Below are 21,593 nucleotides of genomic sequence, written 5' to 3' on the forward strand. Positions count from 1 at the left end.
AATGGGTGGGCTTCAGTCTCAGACCGCTGGGGCGACAGGCTTGCTGTTGTCCAGCCGCGCTTGCGAGAGCAGCCACAGGCAGAGCTTGGAGTAAGGAATGCCCGCCGCCTTGGCCGACACCGGCACCAGGGAATGAGAGGTCATGCCGGGCGAGGTGTTCATCTCCAGCAAAAAGGGCTTGCCGTCCTTGGCGCGCAGCATCAGGTCGGCACGACCCCAGCCGCGGCAGCCCAGGGAGCGGTAGGCCGCCAGCACCAGGGCCTGGACCTCACGCTCCTGTGCTTCGCTCAGGGTGCCGGTGAGGTACTGGGTGGTGTTGGTGAAGTACTTGTTTTGGTAGTCGTACTTGCCTTCGACCGCATTGATGCGCACCACCGGCAGAGCGAAGGCGGCATCACCCTCGCCCAGCACGGGGCAGGTCAGCTCGGGGCCTTCGATGAATTCCTCGCAGAGGATTTCATCGTCGAATTGCGCGGCCAGCTGCACCGCCTCCTGCATCTGCGAATAGCCCTCCACCTTGCTGGCGCCCATGGACGAACCCTCGTGCGGCGGCTTCACAAACACCGGCAGGCCCAGCTCATCGGGGATGGCATTGCAGCGTTCGCGGCTGATGTCGGCGCGGCGAATCTTCACATAGCGCGGTGTGGGCAGGCCGTCGGCCAGCCACAGGCGCTTGGTGGTGATCTTGTCCATGGCCATGCTGGAGGCCATCACGCCCGAGCCGGTGTAGGGGATGCCCAGCAACTCCAAGGCGCCCTGCACCGTGCCGTCCTCACCGCCCCGACCATGCAGGGCGATGAAGCAGCGCGCGAAGCCTTGACGCTTGAGTTCACCCAGATCGTTCACCGAGGGATCGAAGGGGTGAGCGTCCACACCTTCCTCACGCAAGGCTTGCAAGACGCCGGGGCCCGACATGGTCAGCGAAACCTCGCGCTCGGCCGAGCTGCCACCCAGCAAAACGGCGACCTTGCCGAATGCCTTGGGATCGATATTCAAATTCAAAACAGTGGGTGTATTCATGCCGAAGCATCCTTGCCGCTAGCGGGCGGCACAGTCAAAAGTTCATGTGTCTGGGCGGGCACGGCGCCAATCGAGCCGGCGCCCATCACGATCACCACATCGCCGGCCTTCGCCTGCTGAGCGATGGCCTGCGGCAGCGCGGCGATATTGTCGACAAAGTTGACCGGGGTCTGGCCCTTCTCCGCGCCCTTCTCCGCACCCTTGGCCGCCTTCGTCAGCGCATCCATCAAGGCACGTCCATCGGCGCCGGCAATCACCGGTTCGCCAGCCGAGTAAACCTCGGTCAAAAGCACGGCATCGGCCTGGCCCATCACCTGCACAAAGTCGGCAAAGCAGTCCCGCGTGCGGGTGTAGCGATGCGGCTGGAAGGCCAACACCAGGCGGCGGCCGGGGAAGGCCCCGCGCGCCGCGCTCAGCACCGCGGCCATTTCCACCGGGTGGTGGCCGTAGTCATCGATCAGCGCGAATGTGCCGCCGTCCTGCGTGGGCAGATCACCATAGCGCTGGAAGCGCCGACCCACGCCGCCGAACTTCTGCAGGGCGGCCACGATGGGCGCGTCCGGCAACTCCAGCTCGGTGGCCACGGCGATCACGGCCAGGGCGTTCAACACATTGTGCTGACCGGCCAGATTGAGCGTCACCTCCAACTCGGGCAAGACCTGACCCTGCTCCAGTTCACGGCGAACCTTGAAGCGCATCTGGCCACCGGCCAGGGCTTGCACATCCAAGGCCTGCACCTGATTGCCAGCATTCATGCCATAGCTGATCACCGGACGGGACAGCAAGGGCATGATGGAGCGCACACCCGCATCATCCCCGCACAAGACCGCCGCGCCGTAGAAAGGCATGCGGTGCAGGAACTCGACAAAGGCCAGCTTCAGGCGCGCAAAGTCATGGCCATAGGTTTCCATATGGTCGGCGTCGATATTGGTGACGACGGCCAGGGTGGGCAGCAGGTTCAGGAAGGAGGCGTCCGACTCATCGGCCTCCACCACGATGAACTCGCCCTGGCCCAGGCGCGAGTTGGCGCCCGCGGCCAGGAGCTTGCCGCCGATGACGAAGGTCGGATCCAGGCCCGCCTCCACCAGCACCGAGCTGAGCAAGGAGGTCGTCGTCGTCTTGCCATGGGTGCCGGCCACCGCAATGCCTTTTTGCCGACGCATCAACTCGGCCAGCATGACAGCGCGCTGCACCACCGGGATGCCTTGGGCGCGCGCTGCAATCACCTCGGGGTTGTCGGCCTTGACGGCGGTCGAGGTGACCACCACCTGCGCGCCCGCGATGTGCTCGGCCGCATGGCCGATGTGGATGCTCAGGCCCAGGCTGGCTAGGCGCTGCGCGGTGGCGCTGTCCGATTGATCGGAGCCCGAAACGACATAGCCCAGATCGTGCAGGATCTCGGCGATGGCGCTCATGCCGGCGCCGCCAACGCCGACGAAATGGATGTGCTTGAGTGCGTGTTTCATGATTGATGACTCACCAAGGCTTCCAACTCGTCCGCCACTCGCGCCGCCGCGCGCGGCTTGGCCAGGGCGCGGGCGCGCTGGGCCATTTGCACGAGGCTGTCGCGGTCCTGGCTCTTGAGCAATTCATAAAGGCTTTGCGCGTTCAGCTCCGGCTGCGGCAGATGGATGGCCGCGGCGTGCTGGGCCATGTACTGCGCGTTGTCGCGCTGATGCGAGGTGGTGCTGACGACCAGAGGCACCAGCACGCTGGGCAGGCCGGCGGCGCAGAGCTCGCTCACGGTGACGGCGCCGGCGCGGCAGATGATCAGATCGGCCTCGGCCAGCTGCGTCGCCATATCCTCGATAAAGGGGCGCAGCTCCAGGCCCTCGCCCAGCTCCAGACCGGCCTCGCGATAGCCTTGTTGCACGGCCGCCAGATTGGCTTGACCGGTTTGATGCAATACCTGCGGGCGGCTCTCGGTGGGCCACAGAGCCAAGGCCTTGGGCAGGACTTCGTTGATGGCTTTGGCACCCAGGGAGCCACCCACCACCAGAATCCGCAAGGGCCCCGAGCGGCCAGCAAAACGCTGCTCGGGCGGCGCGATGGCCTCGATCTCGGCCCGCACCGGATTGCCCGTCACCACGGCCTTGGGCGTGGCTGCGGCCGCTGCGCCGTCAAAGCCAAAGGCGATGCGACGGGCGAAATGCTTGAGGGAGTTATTGCTCAAGAGCATGGCCGCATCGGCATTCACCAACATCAGCGGCTTGCCGCTCAGCCAGGCCATCAGACCGCCGGGAAAGCAGACATAGCCGCCCATGCCCAGCACCACATCGGCGCTGCGAGTCACAAAGACCTGACGGCTCTGCACAAAGGCCTGCACCAGCTTGAACAAACCTTTGACGGTATGCATCAAGCCCTTGCCGCGCAGGCCGGCGAAGGCCATGCGGTCCAGCGGAATGCCGGTCGGCGGCACCAGCTTGTTTTCCAGGCCCAACTCGGTGCCCATCCAGCTGACGCTCCAGCCGCGCCGGGTCATCTCCTCGGCCACGGCCAGGCCGGGAATGATGTGACCACCGGTGCCGGCCGCCATGATGACCAGGTGTTTAGTACTCACGCGCGGCCTCCCCGCATGAGCTGTCTGTTTTGGCTGCGCCGAAACCGGCAAACGCCGCGCATGCTGCGCAGCGTCGGCTTTGCGCTTTGCTTCAAGCCGCTCATGCTCGGCCTCCTCGCATGAGTTGCCGGTTTTCAATATCAATTCTCAAAACCACAGCCAGCGCGACACAGTTCATCAGAATCGCCGACCCTCCAAAACTCATCAGGGGCAAAGTCAGTCCTTTGGTAGGCAGGGCGCCGAGGTTCACGCCCATATTGATAAAAGCTTGGCCGCCCATCCAGATGCCTATGCCTTGGGCATAGAGACCGGCGAACACGCGGTCCAGGGCGATGGCTTGGCGGCCGATGTGGAAGAGCCGGCGCGAGAGCCAGAAGAAGCCCAGGATCACCACGGCCACGCCCAAAAAGCCCAGCTCTTCGCCGATCACGGCCAGCAAGAAGTCGGTGTGCGCCTCGGGCAGGTAATGCAGTTTTTCCACGCTGGAACCCAGGCCCTGGCCGAACCATTCGCCCCGGCCGAGTGCGATCAGGGAATGCGTCAGCTGATAAGCCTTGCCCTGGGCGTACTTCTCGTCCCAGGGGTTGAGGTAGGCAAAAATGCGCTCGCGGCGGAAGTCGCTCAGCGTGATCATCAGCACAAAGGCACCGATCAAAACCGCCACGATGAGGAAGAACATGCGGCCGTTCACACCGCCCAAGAACAAGATGCCCATGGCGATGGCGGCGATCACGATGAAGGCCCCCATATCCGGCTCGGCCAGCAGCAAAACGCCCACCACGCCCAGGGCCACGACCATGGGCCAGACGGCTTTGACGAAGTTCTCCTTCACATCCATCTTGCGCATCATGTAGTTGGCCGCATACATGGCGATGGCGAACTTGGCCAGCTCCGAGGGCTGGAAGTTCATCACACCCAGAGGCAGCCAACGCCGCGCGCCATACACCACCTTGCCCACACCCGGCACCAGCACCAAGATCAGCAAGACCAGGGCCACCACAAACAACCAGGGCGCCCAGCGCTCCCAGTTGCTAACCGGCACCATCACCGTCACCAAGGCCGCCACCAGGCCGAAGCAGATGGCCACGATGTGTCGGATCAAAAAGTGCGTGGGCAGGTATTTGGCAAAGCGCGGGTTGTCCGGCATGGCGATGGAGGCCGAATACACCATCAGCAGGCCCAGGCCCATCAAGGCCAAGACCACCCAGATCAGCGTCAGATCCAAACCCTGAATCTGCGTGGGTTGGCCGGCCGAGGTGGAAACCCAGTCCCGCACTGGCACTTTCTCTTTGCCGCCCGCGCGATCGCCGCCCAGCAGGCCACGCAGGCGCTCGACCAGGCCGGCCAAGCCGCCCGAGCGAAAGCTGCCGCTGCCGGTCTCGCTCATGCGCTGAGACCTCGGTCGGCCGCCAGGCTTTGCACCGCGGCCACAAAGACCTCAGCGCGGTGGGCGTAGTTGCGGAACATATCCAGGCTGGCACAGGCGGGGCTCAGGAGCACGCTGTCCGTGCCTTGGGCTTGTTCCAGACACCAGGCGGTGGCGGCTTCCAGGGATTCATGCGACTGCAGGGGCACGCCAGTCTCGGCCAGGGCCGCCGCGATCTGCGGGCCGTCGCGGCCGATCAAGGCCACGGCGCGTGCATGGCGGGCGACACCGGCAGCCAAAGGGCTGAAGTCCTGGCCCTTGCCGTCGCCACCCAGAATCAAGACCAGCTTGGCCGGGTCGCGGTCTGCACCTAGGCCGGTGATGGCGGCCACGGTGGCGCCCACATTCGTGCCCTTGGAATCGTCGTAGAAGTCGATGCCGTCAATCGTCGCCACATGCTCGACCCGATGCGGCTCGCCTCGGTATTCGCGCAGGCCGTGCAGCATAGGAGCCAAGGCGCAGTCCGCCGCGCTGGCCAAGGCCAGAGCCGCCAGCGCGTTCGAGGCGTTGTGGCGGCCGCGCACCCGCAGGGCATCGGCCGGCATCAGGCGCTGCAGAGAAATTTCTTCCTCGTCATCGCCTTTCTTGCGTTTGATGGTCTCGTCCACCTCGCGGGCGCGCACCAGCCATGCCATGCCGCCCTCTTCCACCAGGCCGAAATCGCCGGGGCGGTCCGGGGCGTCGAGGCCGAAACGGGTGACCCGGCGCGACACGCTCTTGGCCGCGCGACCCCGGCCTTGCTTGACCAGCACAGCGGCCGGCACCATGGCCTCGACCAGGGGGTCGTCGCGGTTGATGACCATCAGGCCTTGCTCGCCAAACACCCGCGCCTTGGCCCGGCTGTAGTCGGCCATATCGCCGTGCCAGTCCAGATGGTCCTGGGTGATATTGAGCACCGTGGCGGCCGTGGGCTCGAAGCCCTGCACGCCATCGAGTTGGAAGCTGGACAGCTCCAGCACCCAGACCTCGGGCAAGACCTCAAACACCGGGCCCTTGGGCGGCGGCTTGATGGGCAGGGGCGCCTCGTCCAGCAAGGCGTCCACCATTTCCATGGTGGATTGCTCGAGGACGGTGGCGGCAACTGCAGCGGGTGCCGCAATTTCGGCAGTCTCAGCGGCTTCAGCGACAGGCTCGGCGACCTCCTCTGGCGAGGGTTCAGCTTCGACAGCCGGGACGTCCACGCTCAACTCCGCATCGGCCATGGCCTCGTTCGCCATGGCTTCCGTGGCCGACTCGCTTGGCGTCGCTTCCACTACCTCCACGGCTTCAGCTGGCATGTCCAGCGGCGCTTCCACCGCAAGTTCAAGGACAGGTTCCGGCTCCAGATCCAAGGCCTGGCCGAGCATGCCCAACATGCTGGGGCCGATATTGCCGGCCACCGCCACACGCTTGCCGGCGCGCTCGGCCAGCAAGGCGGTCATGCAAGTGGTCGTCGTCTTGCCATTGGTGCCGGTGATGGCCAGCACGGCCGGGGCATATTGCCGCTCGGTCTTCAGGTCAGCCAGGGCCTGCACAAACAAGTCCAGCTCGCCCAGCACAGGCACGCCGGTCTGGCGCGCCAGCTCGATCAAGGGCGCGATGCGCGCATCGCGGGGCGACAGGCCCGGGCTCTTGAGCAAGAGGTGCACACCCTGCAACTCGGCCGCAGGCTCACCGAACTCGCCGCTGACAAACGTTGCTTCGGGCAAGACCTCGCGCAGGGCCGCCAGCTGAGGCGGGTTGGCACGCGAGTCCCAGACCCGGATGCTGGCAACACCCAAACGCTGCATCCAGACGGCCATGGCCAGGCCGGTGTCACCCAGGCCCAGGATCAGCGCATGACGGTCGTTATAGCTTCTCATGGCATTAGCGGAGCTTCAGGCTGGCCAGGCCGATCAGGCATAGCAGCATGGTGATGATCCAGAAGCGCACCACGACCTGCGTCTCCCTCCAGCCCGATTTCTCAAAATGGTGGTGCAGGGGCGCCATCTTGAAGATGCGGCGGCCGGTGCCGTATTTGCGCTTGGTGTACTTGAACCAGGTCACCTGCAACATCACCGACAAGACCTCGGCCACAAAGATACCGCCCATGATGCCCAGCAGGATTTCCTGGCGGGTGATCACAGCCACGGTGCCCAGAGCGCCGCCCAAGGACAACGCGCCCACATCGCCCATAAAGACTTGGGCCGGATGGGTGTTAAACCAGAGGAAGGCCAGACCCGCGCCGGCCATGGCCGCGCAAAAAATCAGCAACTCACCGGCGCCCGGGATATAGGGCAGCAAGAGGTATTTGGAGAACACCGTCGAGCCGGTCAGGTAGGCAAACAGACCCAGCACCGAGCCCACCATCACCACCGGCATGATGGCCAGGCCGTCTAGGCCGTCGGTGAAGTTCACCGCATTGCTGGTGCCCACGATGACGAAGTAGGACAGGCCGATAAAGCCGAACACGCCCAGCGGGTAGCTGACCGTTTTGAAGAAGGGCACGATCAAGTCCGCGCGCGGCGGCAGCTCGGTCGAGAAGCCGCTGCTGATCCAACGGAAGAAGAGCTGGATCACGCCCAAGAACGACGTCTCCGACACGCTGAAGGCCAGGTAAATGGCGGCGAACAGGCCGATCAAGGACTGCCAGAAGAACTTCTCGCGGCTCTTCATGCCCTCGGGGTTCTTGTCCACCACCTTGCGCCAATCGTCCACCCAACCGACCGCGCCAAAGCCCAGGGTGACGACCATCACCACCCAGACGAAACGATTGCTCCAGTCAAACCACAGCAAGGTGGAGACCGCGATGCCGATCAAGATCAGCACACCACCCATGGTAGGGGTGCCACTCTTGGCCAGATGCTGTTGCACGCCGTACTCGCGGATGGGCTGGCCGATCTTCATCTCGGTCAGGCGGCGTATCACCCAGGGGCCGAAGGCCAGGCCGATCAGCAAGGCCGTCAGGGCCGCCATCACGGCGCGGAAGGTCAGGTATTGGAAGACCCGCAAAAACCCCAGCTCGGGGTACATGCTTTGCAACCAGATCGCCAAACTATGCAGCATGTGAAGTGCCCTGCTCTGTGTCGCCCGCCAATGCAGCGACGATCTGTTCCATCCGCATGAATCTCGATCCTTTGACCACGATGTTCTGCACCTGAGGTGCTAGTTCTTCGACTGTGAGGGTGGCGATCAACTCGGCCACCGTCTTGAAATGCCGCGCGGCCGGGCCAAAGGCGGCCGCTGCGTGCTCGGTTGCGCTTCCCACTGTCCACAGGGCTTGCAAGCCCCGCTGAGCAGCGTAGGCGCCGACTTCGGCGTGGAAGGCCGGGCCTTGATCGCCCACCTCGCCCATATCGCCCAAGATCAGCCAGGATGCGCCGGGTAGATCCGCCAGCACATCGATGGCCGCGCGCACGCTGTCGGGGTTGGCGTTGTAGCTGTCGTCGATCAGATTGAAGGCACGACCCATGCGTTCAACACGGCGCAGCTGGGAACGACCTTTGACCGGGCGGAAGGCCTCCAGCCCGCGCTGAATCACCGCCAGCGGAGCACCGGCCGCCAGGGCGCAGGCGGTAGCCGCCAAGGCATTGCGCACATTGTGCAAACCGGCCACGGCCAGGGCCACGGGGGCGTCGCCAGCGGGGGTGTGCAACTCCAGCGCCCAATGGCCGGCCTCCAGCCAACGTGCACTGCCCTGCACATCGGCAGGTCCTTGCAAGGCGAAACTCAGATGGCCACGATGGCCGGCTTGCGCGGCCCAGATGGGGGCGCATTCATCATCGGCGGGGAACACGGCCACGCCACTATCGCCCAGTGCCTCGATGACGGCGCCGTTCTCGCGCGCGGCGGCCTCCACGGTCTGCAGAAACTCCTGATGCTCACGCTGGGCGTTATTGACCAGGGCCACGGTGGGCCGGGCGATGGCGGCCAAGGGCGCGATCTCGCCGGGGTGGTTCATGCCCAGCTCCAGCACCGCCACCCGATGCCATTGATGCTCGTCCTGGCGCAGGCGCAGCACGGTCAGGGGCACACCGATATCGTTATTGAAATTGCCCGCCGTGGCCAAGGCTTGCTCGCCATGCCATGTGCGCAGAATGCTGGCAATCATCTGGGTGACCGTGGTCTTGCCATTGCTGCCGGTGACGGCGATCACCGGCAATTGCAGCTGGGCGCGCCAGGCCTTGGCCAACAGGCCCAAGGCCTGCTTGGCATCGGGCACCTCGATGCCAGCTAGCCCCGCTTCGGCCAGGCCGCGTTCGGCCAGGGCAGCGACGGCACCGGCGGCTGCAGCCTGCGCAAGAAAATCGTTCGCATCAAAACGCTCGCCACGCAGGGCGACGAAAAGATCGCCCGCCGCCAGCGTGCGGCTGTCGCTATGCACCCGCTGGATGGCGATGCTGGCATCGCCCACCAGACGCGCCTGGGGCAGCAAAGGCTGCAGCAGCGCATGGGCCTGGCCCAGAGTCATCAAATGTTGGGCAGTCACAGGCCAGCCCTCCGGATCAAGGCGGCACGCGCCTCTTCCACATCGGAGAAGTGATGGCGCACGCCGCCCACCTCCTGGTAGTCCTCATGGCCTTTGCCGGCGACCAGGATGACGTCGCGGCTGCCGGCCTCTTGCACGGCCTGCGCTATGGCGGCGCGGCGGTCGGCAATGACTTGATGGGGTGCGCCAGCGGGCACACCGGCGACGATATCGGCCAGCACCGCATCGGGCGCCTCGTTACGGGGGTTGTCGCTGGTCAGGATGACGCGCTGGGCCTTGGCCGCAGCAATCGCCCCCATGGCCGGCCGCTTCGTGCGATCGCGATTACCACCGCAGCCAAACACCACGCTCAGCTGACCACCCCGTGCTGCTGCCAGCGGAGCCAGGGCGCTCAAGGCCTTGTCCAAGGCATCGGGCGTGTGGGCATAGTCCACCACCAGCTGAGGCAACTCGGTGCCTGAGCCCACCCGCTGCATACGGCCAGGCACCGGCGTGACCTGGGCCGCCACGCGGGCGGCGTCGGCCAGGCTATGACCCAGGGCGCGCAGGCCGCCCAGCACGGCCAGCAGATTGGCGACGTTGTAGTCGCCGATCAAGCCGGTCTCCAGCAGCAACTCGCCCGCGCCCTGCTCACGCAAGGTAAAGGCCAGACCACCGGCGCGGTAATGCAGATCGTGGGCGGACAAGCGCGCGCCCTTGTCGCCCAAGGCATAGGTCCACAGATCCAACTTGCCAGCCAACTCAAGCGCCAACTCGGCGCCCTTGGCATCGTCCAGATTCAGCACGGCGGCCTGCAGGCCGGGCCAGTCGAACAGCTCGCGCTTGGCGGCCCAGTAGGCCTCCATGCTGCCGTGATAGTCCAGATGGTCTTGGGTGAAATTGGTGAACAAGGCCACCCGCAGCTGGGTGCCGGCTAGGCGATGTTCTTTCAGACCAATGCTGGAGGCCTCGATGGCGCAGGCGCTGAAACCCTGGTCGGCCATGCGGCGAAAGCCCTGCTGCAGGAGCACGGGGTCAGGTGTTGTCAGGCCTGTGTATTCGATGGCGGCCCCCGCATTGGCCTGGCCAGGGATGGGCGGCTCGCCCACACCCAAGGTGCCGACAATGCCGCAGCGCTGGCCCAGCAGGCTCAGGGCCTGAGCCATCCACCAGGCGGTCGAGGTCTTGCCATTGGTGCCGGTGGTGGCGATCACATCCAGGGCCTTGGAGGGCTCACCGTAGTAGGCGGCGGCGATCAGGCCGGTCTTGCTCTTGAGCCCGGGCAGCGAGGCCACGCGGGCGTCGACAAAGCCATAAGTCTCCACGCCCTCGTCTTCCACCAGACAGGTGGAGGCACCTGCGGCCAGGGCGGCGGCCACAAACTCGCGGCCGTCACGCGCATAGCCGGGCCAGGCGATGAAGGCATCACCCGGCTGCACGGCACGGCTGTCGGTGCGCAGGGCGCCGGTCGTCCATTCCTGCAACCAGCGGGCGGCGGCTTCGGGGGATTTCAACTTCGTCAACATCAAAAGCTTTCTTCAACTGCTTCGACCGGGGTCTTGGCCACGATTTGCGGCTTCACTTCCAGATCGGGTGGCACGGCCATCAGGCGCAGGCTTTGCGAGACCACCTGGCTGAACACCGGGCCGGCCACGGCGCCACCGAAATACTTGCCGGCCGTGGGCTCATCCAACATCACCGCGACGATGATGCGGGGCTTGCTGATAGGCGCGATGCCCACAAACCAGGAGCGATATTTATTGCCGGCATAGCCCTTGCCTTCTTGCTTGTGAGCCGTGCCGGACTTGCCGCCCACGCTGTAACCCGCGGCCATGGCCTGGGGCGCCGTGCCTCCGGGGGCGGCGGCCATCTCCAGCATGCCGCGCATGGTTTCGGCCGTCTTGGGCGAGAAAACCTTGATGCCATGCACCTGCTCGCCCGGCGGGCGACGCATCATGGTCAGGGGGATGACCTCGCCATCCCGCGCGAATACGGTGTAAGCATGAGCCAGCTGGAATAGCGAGGCCGAGAGGCCATAGCCGTAAGACATGGTGGCCTGCTCGATCGGCCGCCAGGCCTTGTAAGGCCGCAGCTTGCCGGTGATGGCGCCGGGAAAGTCCAGCTGCGGGCGCTGACCCAGGCCGATGGCGGTGAACAGCTCGTGCATCTCGCGCGGCGGCATCTGCATGGCCATCTTGACCACACCGATATTGCTGGAGCGCTGGATGACTTGGGTCACCGTCATGGATTCGCGCGGCGTGTGGTCGGTGGGCGACCAGCCGCTGATGTTGACGCTGCGAGGCGCGGTATGAATGATGGTGTCGGGCGTGACGCGGCCGCTCTCCAGGGCTTGCGCCACGATGAAGGGCTTCATGGTCGAGCCGGGCTCGAAGATGTCGGTCAGGGCGCGGTTGCGCAGCTGGGCGCCGCTCAGATTCTTGCGCTCACCGGGGTCGTAGCTGGGGAAGTTGGCCAGGGCCAACACCTCGCCGGTCTGCACATCGACCACCACCACCGAACCGGCCTTGGCCTTGTTCTCGGCCACCGCGTCGCGGATGCGCTGGTAGGCAAAGAACTGCACCTTGGAGTCAACCGACAGGTCAATGTCGCGACCATTCACCGCCGGGATGCGGTCGCCAATGTCTTCCACCACCCGGCCCAGGCGGTCGCGCACCACTGAGCGCGAACCATCGCGGCCCTGCAGCTCTTTCTGGAAGGCCAGCTCTATGCCTTCCTGGCCTTTTTCTTCGATATTGGTGAAGCCCACCACATGGGCGGCGGCCTCGCCTTCGGGGTATTTGCGCTTGTACTCGCGGTCAGCGAACACGCCCTTCAGGCCCAGGGCCTTGATCTTCTCGGCCGTCTGGTCGTCGGCCTGGCGGCGCAGCCAAACGAATTTAGTCGCCGGGTCCAGCTTGCGCTCAAGTTCCGCGTTAGACCAACCCAGAATCTTGGCCAGGGCGCGCCGCTTGTCGGGGTCGGCATCGACTTCTTTCGGGATGGCCCAGAAGGAAGGCACGGCCACGCTGGCGGCCAGCACCTGACCGCTGCGGTCGATGATGCGGCCACGGCTGGCCGGCAGCTCCATGGTGTGGGCGTAGCGCGCCTCGCCCTGTTTTTGATAGAACTCGGTGCCTATCACCTGCACGTACAAGGCACGCACCAGCAAGCCGGCGAAGGCCAGGCCCACCAGGGCCACGAGAAAGCGCGAACGCCAGGGCGGCGTCTTGGAGGCCAGCAGCGGGCTGGTCGAATAATTGACCCCGCGGGTGCTGAGCGAGCGCGCGGCCGAGTTGCCGCTGCCACTATTGCGTTTGGCGCCGGGCAGCTTCAAGACTTGGCTCCCGAGGCGGCATTGTGGGCAGGCTTGGCCGCCTGGTCCGTCACCTCCTGAGTGACTGCCGGGCCGATGGCGCGCATATGCAGGCGCTCGCGCGCCACCTGCTCCACCCGCAGATTGGTGGCCTGGGCATGACGCTCGGCCTGCAGGCGCTGGCTATCAGCCTCCAGCCGCCGACCTTCCGCCTGCGCACGATCCAGCTCGGTGAACAGCCGGCGTGCCTCGTAGGCGCTGCGCACCAGAGTCACGCCGCTCAGCAGAACGGCAATCAGCAGGAGGAAGTTGAGGCGGCTCATATCACTCAGGGCGCCTCATCAGTGCCTTCGCCGCGCGCGGCGCGACGACGCTTGTGATGCTCCACCGGCAGCGGCGTGGTGGTGCGCTGGGCGATGCGCAGCACGGCCGAGCGGGCGCGCGGGTTGGCGGCCACCTCGGCTTCGCTGGGCTTGATGCGGGCAATCGCCTCCAGCGCCAGAGGCTTGGGCTCGGCAAACAGGGCGCGCCGGTCCACCACCTGCTTGCTATGGCCGGCGATGAAGTTCTTGACGATGCGGTCTTCCAGCGAGTGGAAGCTGATGATGGCCATGCGCCCCCCCGGGGCCAGCAAGGCCAGGGCCGCGTTGAGGCCGCGCTCTAGTTCTTCAAGCTCCCCGTTGACGTGAATCCGAAGAGCTTGAAAGGTGCGCGTTGCGGGGTTTTGTCCCGCTTCCCGGGTCTTGACCGCACGAGCCACGACCTCGGACAACTCGTCGGTGCTTCTAACGGGATTCCCGCCTGCCCTGCGAGCAACAAGCGCCTTTGCAATCTGAACAGCAAACCGTTCTTCCCCATAGTCGCGTATGACCTCCGCAATCTGGCGCTCATCGGCGCGGGCCAGGAAATCCGCGGCACTTTCACCACGGCTTGTGTCCATACGCATGTCCAGCGGGCCGTTGAAACGGAAGCTGAAACCACGCTCTGGGTTGTCGATCTGCGGGCTGGACACACCGATGTCCAGCAAGATGCCTTGCACCTGTTCCACACCGCGCTCGCGCAGCTGCTCGCGCATATCGGCGAAGGCGGCGTGGATGATGGAAAAACGCGGATCCGTGATCCGCGTCTCGCCCGTCGTGGCCGCCGCGATCGCCTCCAGATCGCGGTCGATGGCGATCAGCCGCCCCTCGGGCGAGAGTTTGGAAAGCAGCAGGCGCGAATGACCGCCGCGGCCGAAAGTGCCGTCGACGTAAACACCGTCCGGCGAGGTCAGCACCTGCTCCACCGTTTCGTGCAGCAGCACGGTGGTGTGCGAAAAGGGGGCGGGAGAGGTGGGCGTTGTTTCCATCAGAAGCTGAAATCCTTGAGGGCGTCAGGCAGTTCGGACTGCATGACTTGTGCTTCATGTTTGGCATAAGAGGGGGCGTCCCACAGCTCGAAGTGACTGCCCATGCCCAGCAGCATCACCTCGCGCTCGATGCCGGCTGCCGCACGCAGCTCGGGCGAGATCAGCACGCGCGCAGCGCTGTCGATCTCCACATCCATGGCATTGCCCAGAAAAACCCGCTTCCAGCCGGCTGCCGACATGGGCAGCGCAGCGATGCGGTCGCGAAAGGCTTCCCAGGCTGGGCGCGGGAACACCATCAAGCAGCCTTCGGGGTGGCGGGTCACGGTCAGCTGGCCGGCGCACAGCGCCTGCAAGACCTCGCGGTGGCGTGTCGGGACGGCAAAACGCCCCTTGGCATCCATTGCCAAGGAGGAAGCCCCCTGAAACACAAAATTCGCCACAGCGACCCACCAAAGTACACTTTTCACCACTTTACTGACCGAACTTCAGCAGGTCAAGCCAATTCGTAAAAAGTTCCAATGAAATCAAGCACTTAGACACATATGCTCACAAGCCCCTGGAACTGAAATTCGTTCAAAATTAAGGACTTGCATAACTGTCTGCAAGTGCTAGATGAACTTATTTCAAGTAGGGCTTGTCACGATTTCGGGCTACAGACTCTCGCAAAGCTGCCGATTCCTAGGAAACCCAAGGACTCGAGTCCGCGCAAGCGCTCGATCCGCCCATCCCTTCCAAGCCCCTGGACCGTCCAGGCGCGTGAACCGATAGAGGCGTTTTTGAGCAGCAAAGCATCAAGTTCTCTGTTCTATGCCATCGCCCTGGGCGCCAGCATCGGTCTCTTACTCCCCGCCCTGATGGTGGGCGGCTGGTTGATCGGCCTGCGTGAATCCCAGGTCGCCGTCGAAGAGCAGCAACGCGAGCTGGAGACCAAGCTGGACGTGCTGGCCAGCAGCCTGCCCGAGCTGCTGTGGAATCTGGACACCGTGGCCGCCCGCGAGGTAGTGGCGGCGGTGATGAAGTCGCCCGACGTGGTGCGGGTCAAGATCCGCGACGCCTCGCAAGACGCGCCCTTCATCGAGATGAGCGCGCCCGAGCGCCAGCAAGGCCGGCAAATCCTCGGCGAGCGCGATATCGTGCGCGGCAGCAGTCAAATCGGTCATATCCAGATCGAGCTGGACGACCACCTCAGCAGCGCCGCCCTCTCCCGCCAGCGCTGGCTTTACGGCGCTACCGTGGGCGGCCAGTTACTGATCTCGCTGGGCCTGATCCTGGCCCTGCTCAACACCCGTGTGATGCGCCCCTTGCGCGAACTGGGTGCTTTTGCCAACGACCTGGCCGAGGGCCGCTTCAGCGCAAGGCTGAACAGCCACCGTACCGACGAGATCGGCCTGCTGGGCACCCATCTGGACCATATGCGCCACGCCCTGCATGAACAGTTCGGTGCGCAACGCGCCCTGCTGGAGCGCATGCGCGGCATTGCTGAGACCGTGCCCGGCGTGGTCTACCAGCTACGCAAGGACGCCGAGGGGCAATACCAATTCGCCTACGTCAGCGAGGCGGTAAAGGACTTCTTCCAGCTCAGCGCCGCCGAGTTGAGCGAGAGTGCAAACGCCTGGTTTGAGCAGATTGATCCGGCCGACCGTGCGGCGGTGCGCCAAAGCCTGAAGGAGTCGGCCCGCCAACTCAGCCCCTGGCAGCAGGAGTTCCGAACCCGCCGCCCCGACGGCAGCGAACGCTGGCTCTACGGCAACGCCATCGCCCAGGCCGAGGAAGGCGGCTCGGTGCTGTGGCATGGTTTTCTGACCGACATCTCAAGCCAGCGTCTGGACGCCCTGGAGTTGATGCGTTACCGTCACCACCTGGAAGAGCTGGTGGAAGCACGCACCGCCGAGCTGGCCGAGGCCAGCCAGGCCGCCCAAGCCGCCAATCTGGCCAAAAGCGCGTTCCTGGCCAATATGAGCCATGAGATCCGCACCCCCATGAATGCCATCATCGGCATGACCTATCTGGTACAAAGCGATGCGCACGAACCCAAGCAGCAGGAGAGGCTGCAAAAGGTCGCCGACGCCGCCGAGCATCTGCTGGGCGTGATCAACAATGTCTTGGATCTCTCCAAAATCGAGGCCGGAAAACTGCAGCTCCTACACACCGAATTCACCGTTACTCAAGTGCTGGACAACGTCTACAGCATGCTCGCCCAGCGGGCCAGTGAGAAGCGGCTCAGCCTCAAGATCGAGATCGAAGATCGCCTGGCCAAGCAGGTGCTGCTGGGAGACTCCCAGCGCATTGCCGAGGTCTTGCTGAACTTTGCCGGCAACGCCATCAAGTTCACCGAACAAGGTCAGGTCTGCATGGCCGCCCACATCCTGGCGGACGAGGCCGGCAAGCTGCAAGTTCGCTTTGAGGTCATCGATACCGGCATCGGCATCGCCGATCCTGACCAGCAACGCCTGTTCCAAGACTTCGAGCAAGCCGACAGCTCCACCACCCGACGCTACGGCGGCACGGGCCTGGGCCTGTCGATCTGCCGCCGCCTTGCCGAGCTGATGGGCGGTCAGGTGGGCGTGGAAAGCAAGCCCGGCCAAGGCAGCTGCTTCTGGCTCAAGCTCAGCCTGGCCAAGAGCAGCGGCTTTGTGCTCGGCCCGCCGCCCGCCCCACCGCGCCGCAACCATGCCGCAAGAGACCGCCTGGCCGAGTTCAGTGGCCGCCGGGTGCTGCTGGCCGAAGACAATATGGTCAATCAAGAAGTCGCCATCGCCCTGCTGGGCAGCGCCGGCCTGGCCGTCGACGTGGCCCCCGATGGCAAAGCCGCGCTAGACATGATGAGCGACCCGAACAAGGACTACGCCCTGGTCTTGATGGATGTGCAAATGCCCATCATGGACGGACTGGACGCCACCCGCGCGATTCGCCGCCTGGAGCGGGGCCGCGACATCCCCATCTTGGCCATGACGGCCAATGCCTTTGCCGAGGAGCGCCAGCGCTGCTTGGATGCGGGCATGAATGACCATGTTGCCAAGCCCGTGGTGGCCGAGCAACTATTCGGCACCTTGCATCTTTGGTTGAGCCGCAGCGAAGAACAGCGCAAACTAACGCAATAGTCCACGGAGCGCCTCATGCGCAAGCCCTGCAGCCGGCCCGTCAAGCAGCACCGCACGTTTGCCCGCCGCCTCGGTGAGGCTCTGCTGCTGGCCTGCGCTCTGCCCACCCTGCCTGCCCTTGCCGCTACTGCCGCGGCCCCGGAGGCAGGCGGCGCCCCGCTCGCTGCCACCAGCACGCCGACCCAACTCCTCCATCTGGTGACCGAGGAGTACCCTCCCTACAATATGAGCGGCCAGACCAAGGAAGGCATGGGCGAGGTCACCGGCATTTCCAGCCGCATCTTGCAAACCCTGCTGGCCGAGGCCAAGCTGGACTACACGGTCGCCATCTACCCCTGGGCCCGCGCCATTGCCATGGCCAGATCTCAGGCCATGACCTGCGTCTACTCCATGTCACGCACGCCGGAGCGCGAGTCGCTCTACCAATGGGTAGGCCCCTTGGTCTTCAATGACTGGACCTTGTTTGCCCGCAGCGGCGGGAGCCGCCCGGCCCAGTTGCAGGAGGCGATCAAGGCCCGCATCGGCAGCTACCGGGGTGACGCCATCGTGCCCTATCTGCAGGAGCGCGGTTACCAGGTGGACGTGGGCAGCTCGGACGAACTCAACCCGCGCAAGCTGCTGGCCGGCCGCATCGACTTCTGGGCGACCGGCCGCCTGATCGGCCTCTACCGCTTGCAGCAGCAGGGCTTGACGGGCATAGAGCCGGTGCTCAATTTCAACCGCAGCGAGATGTATCTGGCTTGCCAGAAAGACATGCCCGAGGCCTTGATCCGCCAGCTCAATCAGGGCTTGCAAGCCCTGGACCGGCGCGGCGTGATCCGCAAAATCTACAGCGACTTCGGCTACACGCCTTGAGGCTTGCTCAAGGACCCGAAGATTCCTTGATCAGGCGGCCCGAGCCGCTTTGAATCGGCCTCGCATTCATGGGGTAAAGCCGGCTGAAGATGGAAATCTGATTCATGGACAGCTGCACCGGCTGACGCAACACCATCCACAGCACACCCTCGGAGCAAGGCGGCGTGGTCAACGATCCCATATAGGTGTAGTAGGCCCGGTCCTCCGGCAGCAGCTGGTTCAGATCGATGCTGACCTGGGCCGGCAAGGCCTCGTTCTTCTCCAGCGGCAGATTGTTCCAAATGGTTTGGATCAGCGGCTGATCGCGGCCGCGCTCCAGCAACACCGCCACCACGGCCAGCTTGCCATCGGGGTCCTTGTGCACCAGATGGGCCACCATATCGAACTGGCGGCCGTTGATGCGCTCCTCGCTGGGGCGATGGAAGTGGAACTGCAAGAGCTCAAAGCGCCGGCCCATGATTTGCAGAGAATTGCCCGGCGCCACGTTCACCTGCACCGTGTGGCCGTTGTCCAGCACCGCGAAGCCACTGGGCCGGTAGTCGAACTGGATCTTCTCCAAATCCACCCGTATGCCCTCGCGGATATCGATGGGGCTTTGCCGCGTGCCGACGGCGCAGGTGGCGAACTCGGGGTTCAGCGCCGCCCAACGCTCGGGCGCGCCTTCGCCGGTATAGCCCCAGTGCACATGGGGCGCGCCGCCATGGGCCTCGGCCTTGGCATGCTCGTTTTTGGCCTTGCCCTTTGCGGCCTTGCCATGCTCGTCAGCGGCACCCGGCTTGCCTGCGACCTTGAGCGCGCCCGAGGCCGACTTATTGCTGAGCCGCTCGGCCAAGCGCTGGCGCAACACGTCCAGCGACTCCTCAGGCTTGCCTGCGTCGCCATGCTGGGCCTGGACCGATGACAGGCTCAGCATGCCGGCCAAGGCCGCAGCCAAAACTCTTGAAAAATGATTGCGATGCATGAATGAAGACTCCCGGCCTCGACAGGCCCATCGTCTTTTCATCGGTCATTCGGGCCTCAGCTTGAGGCCTGGGCTCAGGTCATCTCGCGTTTGACGATGGTCCAGGACAGCAGGCCTATGCCCATCAAACCCATCGAGGTGAACGCCAGCGCCACGGTGGAATGCATCACCAAGGGCACGACCAGGCCTGCGACCAGGCCGTTAGCCGCACTGCCAATACAGGCCTGCAAGCTGGAGGCCAGGCCACGGCGCTCGGGCACCTCGTCCAGCACCAGCAAGGTCACCACCGGCACCATCAAAGCCCAGCCAAAGGCAAAGGCCGAGATCACCGGCAAGGCCCAGAAGGGATTGGGCGGCAGCAGTAGATTGAGCGTCACGTTCAGCAGGGAGACCACCGACATGATGACGAAGCCATAGCGGATCTGCTTGCGCGGCGGCACTTTGCCGGCCAGGCGCCCGCTGAGCCAGGCCCCGCCCATGATGCCGCCGATGGAGAAGCAGAAGAACCAGAAGAACTGCGTGGGCGCCAGCCTCAGATGCTCACCCACAAACACCGGCGCCGACAACACGTACAAAAACATGCCGTTAAAGGGAATGCCGCTGGCCAAGGCCAGAAGGATGAAGCGATGGCTGGTGCACAGCCGCCAGTACTCACGCAGCAGCTGGCCCACATGGAAGGGCTGCTTGGCCTCCTCATGCAGCGTCTCGGGCAGCAAGCGCCAGTTGGCGATGAAGAGGCTGGCGCCGATCAGCACCAGGAACCAAAAAATGCTGTGCCAGTCGGAATGCACAAACAAAAAGCCGCCGATCATCGGCGCGATGGCCGGCGCGATGCCAAAAAAGATGGTCACCTGAGACATCACCCGCTGCGCCTCGGAGGGCGCGAACATATCGCGAATGATGGCGCGCGACACCACAATGCCCGCGCCCGCCGACATACCTTGCACCGTGCGCCAAAACACCAGCTGGCCGATGCTGCCCGCCAGGGCACAGCCCACCGAGGCTAAGGTGAAGGCGGCCATGCCCCACAAGACCACCGGCCGGCGGCCGAAGCTGTCGGACAAAGCGCCGTGGAACAGATTCATCACGGCAAAGCCCAGCAGATAGCTGGACAGGGTCTGCTGCATCTCCACCGGCGTGGCATTGAGCGCCGTGGCAATGCCGGCAAAGGCCGGCAGATAGGTGTCGATGGAGAAGGGGCCAATCATGCCCAGGGCCGCCAACAAGACGGCCAAGGCCCAACGCGGCGCGCGCCACAAGGTGCTGGCTTGGGGGTTCATAAAGGATGTGGGAAAACTGGTGGTGTGCGACAGGCACAGCGGGCCAGTGTAGCGGCGAGGCCTTGCGAGCTCGCGTTGAAAAATTAAAAGTGTGAAGCAAGCCGATAGGCCGGATTCTGTGCAGCGCGGCCTTCTTGCGAAGACCGCGCCGTGACCGCCATTCCTCTTGGCCGGGCATCACTGCCCGGCTCGGTGCCACCTACCCGCCAGCTCTGCGAGCCGCATCAATACTGGCCTACTTGGTGTTGCTGCGCGTAGAGATTGCCCGTTTCACCCGACCCTGGAGGCTGCGCTTCCAGTCCCGCAAGGGCTTACACCCCGCACGTTTGATCGACTCGTCTCTGTTGCTCTAATCCTCGGCTCACGCCGGACAGCCGTTAGCTGCTACGCCGCTCTATGCAGTCCGGACCTTCCTCCAGTGCCATGTTTCCATGCTTGCACCAGCGGCGGTCTAGCTTGCTTCACGGCGCCATTATCGTCGATAAGATTTGCCCGCCATGAATGCCTCCTTGTTTGATGACGAGCCCGCCGAGATGCCTCTCGCCCCCGGCGCCACCATGTTGCGCGGCTTCGCCCTGGCGCACAGCGCCGCCTTGCAAGCCGGTGTGGCAGCGGTGCTGGCGCAAGCGCCGCTGCGCCAGATGCTCACGCCGGGCGGCAAGCTGATGGCTGTGTGGATGACGAACTGCGGGCCGCTGGGCTGGGTGTCGGACCGGCGCGGCTACCGCTACCAAGCCCAGGACCCCGTGAGCGGGCGACCCTGGCCCGCCCTGCCAGCAGCCTTTGCAGAACTGGCGCAGCAAGCCGCCGAACGGGCCGGCTTCCCGCGCTTTGAGCCAGACGCCTGCCTGATCAACCGCTACCTGCCCGGCACGCGCCTGAGCCTGCACCAAGACCGCGACGAGCAAGACTTCAGCCAGCCCATCGTCTCGGTCTCGCTAGGCTTGCCCGCCGTGTTCCTGTTCGGCGGCTTGAGTCGCGGCGACAAGACCGAGAGATTGGATCTGCAGCATGGCGACGTTTTGGTCTGGGGCGGCCCGGCCCGTCTGCGCTTTCATGGCGTTATGCCGCTGGCGGGTGGCCGGCACGAAGAGCTGGGCGAGCAGCGGATCAACCTGACTTTTCGCAAGGCTGGTTGAAGCACTGCTACTCATCTGGCGATCAAACCACCAGGCCGAAAAACCAAGGAGAGATTTGCCACCGCCTTGCGACTGACTTCGCGCGGCACATCAGGCACGCCGAGGTGGGAGCCCGTTTTCTAAGCCGTCAACCAAGCCTGGGACTTCGGACTTTCGACCCACGG

Annotated in this window: 17 protein-coding genes and 1 other RNA gene; 3 read left to right on the top strand and 15 right to left on the bottom strand. The window is 64.6% G+C overall.

Going from position 1 to position 21,593, the window contains the following annotated elements; translation table 11 throughout:
* Positions 1–18 precede the first annotated feature (18 nt).
* From DBR47_RS04330 to mraZ, 12 genes are all read right to left on the bottom strand, one after another.
* On the bottom strand, positions 19–1,020 hold the full coding sequence (locus tag DBR47_RS04330) for a D-alanine--D-alanine ligase (RefSeq protein WP_197046863.1): 1,002 nt from the start codon (positions 1,018–1,020) through the stop codon (positions 19–21).
* Entirely contained in the window at positions 1,017–2,486 is a 1,470-nt protein-coding gene (gene murC / locus DBR47_RS04335; RefSeq protein ID WP_124447306.1) for a UDP-N-acetylmuramate--L-alanine ligase, read from the bottom strand. The genes DBR47_RS04330 and murC overlap by 4 nt, the downstream gene beginning before the upstream one ends.
* Positions 2,483–3,580 (bottom strand): undecaprenyldiphospho-muramoylpentapeptide beta-N-acetylglucosaminyltransferase, encoded by a 1,098-nt coding sequence (gene murG / locus DBR47_RS04340; RefSeq protein WP_124447308.1) that lies wholly within the window; start codon positions 3,578–3,580, stop codon positions 2,483–2,485. Before murG ends, murC begins: the two co-directional genes overlap by 4 nt.
* Before the next feature lie 100 nt (positions 3,581–3,680).
* The gene (gene ftsW, locus DBR47_RS04345; protein WP_124447310.1) at positions 3,681–4,967 is read right to left on the bottom strand and encodes a putative lipid II flippase FtsW; all 1,287 of its coding nucleotides are present in this window, start codon (positions 4,965–4,967) and stop codon (positions 3,681–3,683) included.
* Positions 4,964–6,847 carry a UDP-N-acetylmuramoyl-L-alanine--D-glutamate ligase gene (gene murD, locus DBR47_RS04350; protein WP_124447312.1) on the bottom strand — a complete coding sequence of 628 codons (1,884 nt, stop codon included), beginning with the start codon at positions 6,845–6,847 and terminating at the stop codon, positions 4,964–4,966. The genes ftsW and murD overlap by 4 nt, the downstream gene beginning before the upstream one ends.
* A 4-nt stretch (positions 6,848–6,851) precedes the next feature.
* Positions 6,852–8,030, bottom strand: a complete 1,179-nt coding sequence (mraY, locus tag DBR47_RS04355; protein ID WP_124447314.1) for a phospho-N-acetylmuramoyl-pentapeptide-transferase — start codon at positions 8,028–8,030, stop codon at positions 6,852–6,854.
* Positions 8,020–9,435 carry a UDP-N-acetylmuramoyl-tripeptide--D-alanyl-D-alanine ligase gene (gene murF, locus DBR47_RS04360; protein WP_124447710.1) on the bottom strand — a complete coding sequence of 472 codons (1,416 nt, stop codon included), beginning with the start codon at positions 9,433–9,435 and terminating at the stop codon, positions 8,020–8,022. Before murF ends, mraY begins: the two co-directional genes overlap by 11 nt.
* 14 nt (positions 9,436–9,449) lie before the next feature.
* Entirely contained in the window at positions 9,450–10,958 is a 1,509-nt protein-coding gene (locus tag DBR47_RS04365) for a UDP-N-acetylmuramoyl-L-alanyl-D-glutamate--2,6-diaminopimelate ligase (protein WP_124447316.1), read from the bottom strand.
* A complete protein-coding gene (locus DBR47_RS04370) occupies positions 10,958–12,760 on the bottom strand; it encodes a penicillin-binding protein 2 (RefSeq protein ID WP_124447711.1) in 1,803 nt (600 codons plus the stop codon). The genes DBR47_RS04365 and DBR47_RS04370 overlap by 1 nt, the downstream gene beginning before the upstream one ends.
* Before the next feature lie 2 nt (positions 12,761–12,762).
* Positions 12,763–13,068, bottom strand: a complete 306-nt coding sequence (gene ftsL / locus DBR47_RS04375) for a cell division protein FtsL (protein WP_124447318.1) — start codon at positions 13,066–13,068, stop codon at positions 12,763–12,765.
* Between the two features lie 5 nt (positions 13,069–13,073).
* Positions 13,074–14,093: a 16S rRNA (cytosine(1402)-N(4))-methyltransferase RsmH gene (gene rsmH / locus DBR47_RS04380; protein WP_124447320.1), complete on the bottom strand. Its 1,020-nt coding sequence runs from the start codon at positions 14,091–14,093 to the stop codon at positions 13,074–13,076.
* Positions 14,093–14,521: a division/cell wall cluster transcriptional repressor MraZ gene (gene mraZ / locus DBR47_RS04385; protein WP_124447712.1), complete on the bottom strand. Its 429-nt coding sequence runs from the start codon at positions 14,519–14,521 to the stop codon at positions 14,093–14,095. The genes rsmH and mraZ overlap by 1 nt, the downstream gene beginning before the upstream one ends.
* 348 nt (positions 14,522–14,869) lie before the next feature.
* Between mraZ and DBR47_RS04390 the strand changes: the two genes are divergently transcribed.
* Both DBR47_RS04390 and DBR47_RS04395 read left to right on the top strand, forming a co-directional pair.
* On the top strand, positions 14,870–17,194 hold the full coding sequence (locus DBR47_RS04390; protein WP_124447322.1) for an ATP-binding protein: 2,325 nt from the start codon (positions 14,870–14,872) through the stop codon (positions 17,192–17,194).
* A 15-nt stretch (positions 17,195–17,209) separates the two neighbouring features.
* Positions 17,210–18,049 (top strand): ABC transporter substrate-binding protein, encoded by an 840-nt coding sequence (locus DBR47_RS04395; RefSeq protein WP_124447324.1) that lies wholly within the window; start codon positions 17,210–17,212, stop codon positions 18,047–18,049.
* A 7-nt stretch (positions 18,050–18,056) separates the two neighbouring features.
* Here the strand turns inward: DBR47_RS04395 and DBR47_RS04400 are convergent, their stop codons facing one another.
* The 3 genes from DBR47_RS04400 to rnpB all read right to left on the bottom strand — a co-directional run bounded on the left by DBR47_RS04400 (position 18,057) and on the right by rnpB (position 20,753).
* Positions 18,057–19,010 (bottom strand): carbonic anhydrase, encoded by a 954-nt coding sequence (locus DBR47_RS04400; RefSeq protein ID WP_197046864.1) that lies wholly within the window; start codon positions 19,008–19,010, stop codon positions 18,057–18,059.
* Positions 19,011–19,084: 74 nt separating this feature from the next.
* Positions 19,085–20,290, bottom strand: coding sequence for a multidrug effflux MFS transporter (locus DBR47_RS04405; RefSeq protein WP_124447328.1), 1,206 nt, complete (start codon positions 20,288–20,290; stop codon positions 19,085–19,087).
* Positions 20,291–20,379: 89 nt separating this feature from the next.
* Positions 20,380–20,753, bottom strand: an RNA gene (rnpB, locus tag DBR47_RS04410) — RNase P RNA component class A.
* Between the two features lie 34 nt (positions 20,754–20,787).
* Between rnpB and alkB the strand changes: the two genes are divergently transcribed.
* Positions 20,788–21,429, top strand: a complete 642-nt coding sequence (alkB, locus tag DBR47_RS04415; RefSeq protein ID WP_124447330.1) for a DNA oxidative demethylase AlkB — start codon at positions 20,788–20,790, stop codon at positions 21,427–21,429.
* Positions 21,430–21,593: the final 164 nt, after the last annotated feature.

Origin of the sequence: Paucibacter sp. KBW04, assembly GCF_003852425.1 — a bacterium.
Lineage (GTDB): Bacteria > Pseudomonadota > Gammaproteobacteria > Burkholderiales > Burkholderiaceae_C > Paucibacter_A.

Bases quoted from the DNA above. Each gene is read 5' to 3' on its own strand.
- ftsW (WP_124447310.1), bottom strand. From the start codon at position 4,967: ATGAGCGAGACCGGCAGCGGCAGCTTTCGCTCGGGCGGCTTGGCCGGC.
- rsmH (WP_124447320.1), bottom strand. From the start codon at position 14,093: ATGGAAACAACGCCCACCTCTCCCGCCCCCTTTTCGCACACCACCGTG.
- murF (WP_124447710.1), bottom strand. From the start codon at position 9,435: ATGACTCTGGGCCAGGCCCATGCGCTGCTGCAGCCTTTGCTGCCCCAG.
- DBR47_RS04365 (WP_124447316.1), bottom strand. From the start codon at position 10,958: ATGTTGACGAAGTTGAAATCCCCCGAAGCCGCCGCCCGCTGGTTGCAG.
- DBR47_RS04330 (WP_197046863.1), bottom strand. From the start codon at position 1,020: ATGAATACACCCACTGTTTTGAATTTGAATATCGATCCCAAGGCATTC.
- murC (WP_124447306.1), bottom strand. From the start codon at position 2,486: ATGAAACACGCACTCAAGCACATCCATTTCGTCGGCGTTGGCGGCGCC.
- murD (WP_124447312.1), bottom strand. From the start codon at position 6,847: ATGAGAAGCTATAACGACCGTCATGCGCTGATCCTGGGCCTGGGTGAC.
- ftsL (WP_124447318.1), bottom strand. From the start codon at position 13,068: ATGAGCCGCCTCAACTTCCTCCTGCTGATTGCCGTTCTGCTGAGCGGC.
- DBR47_RS04395 (WP_124447324.1), top strand. From the start codon at position 17,210: ATGCGCAAGCCCTGCAGCCGGCCCGTCAAGCAGCACCGCACGTTTGCC.
- mraY (WP_124447314.1), bottom strand. From the start codon at position 8,030: ATGCTGCATAGTTTGGCGATCTGGTTGCAAAGCATGTACCCCGAGCTG.
- DBR47_RS04400 (WP_197046864.1), bottom strand. From the start codon at position 19,010: ATGCATCGCAATCATTTTTCAAGAGTTTTGGCTGCGGCCTTGGCCGGC.
- DBR47_RS04405 (WP_124447328.1), bottom strand. From the start codon at position 20,290: ATGAACCCCCAAGCCAGCACCTTGTGGCGCGCGCCGCGTTGGGCCTTG.
- alkB (WP_124447330.1), top strand. From the start codon at position 20,788: ATGAATGCCTCCTTGTTTGATGACGAGCCCGCCGAGATGCCTCTCGCC.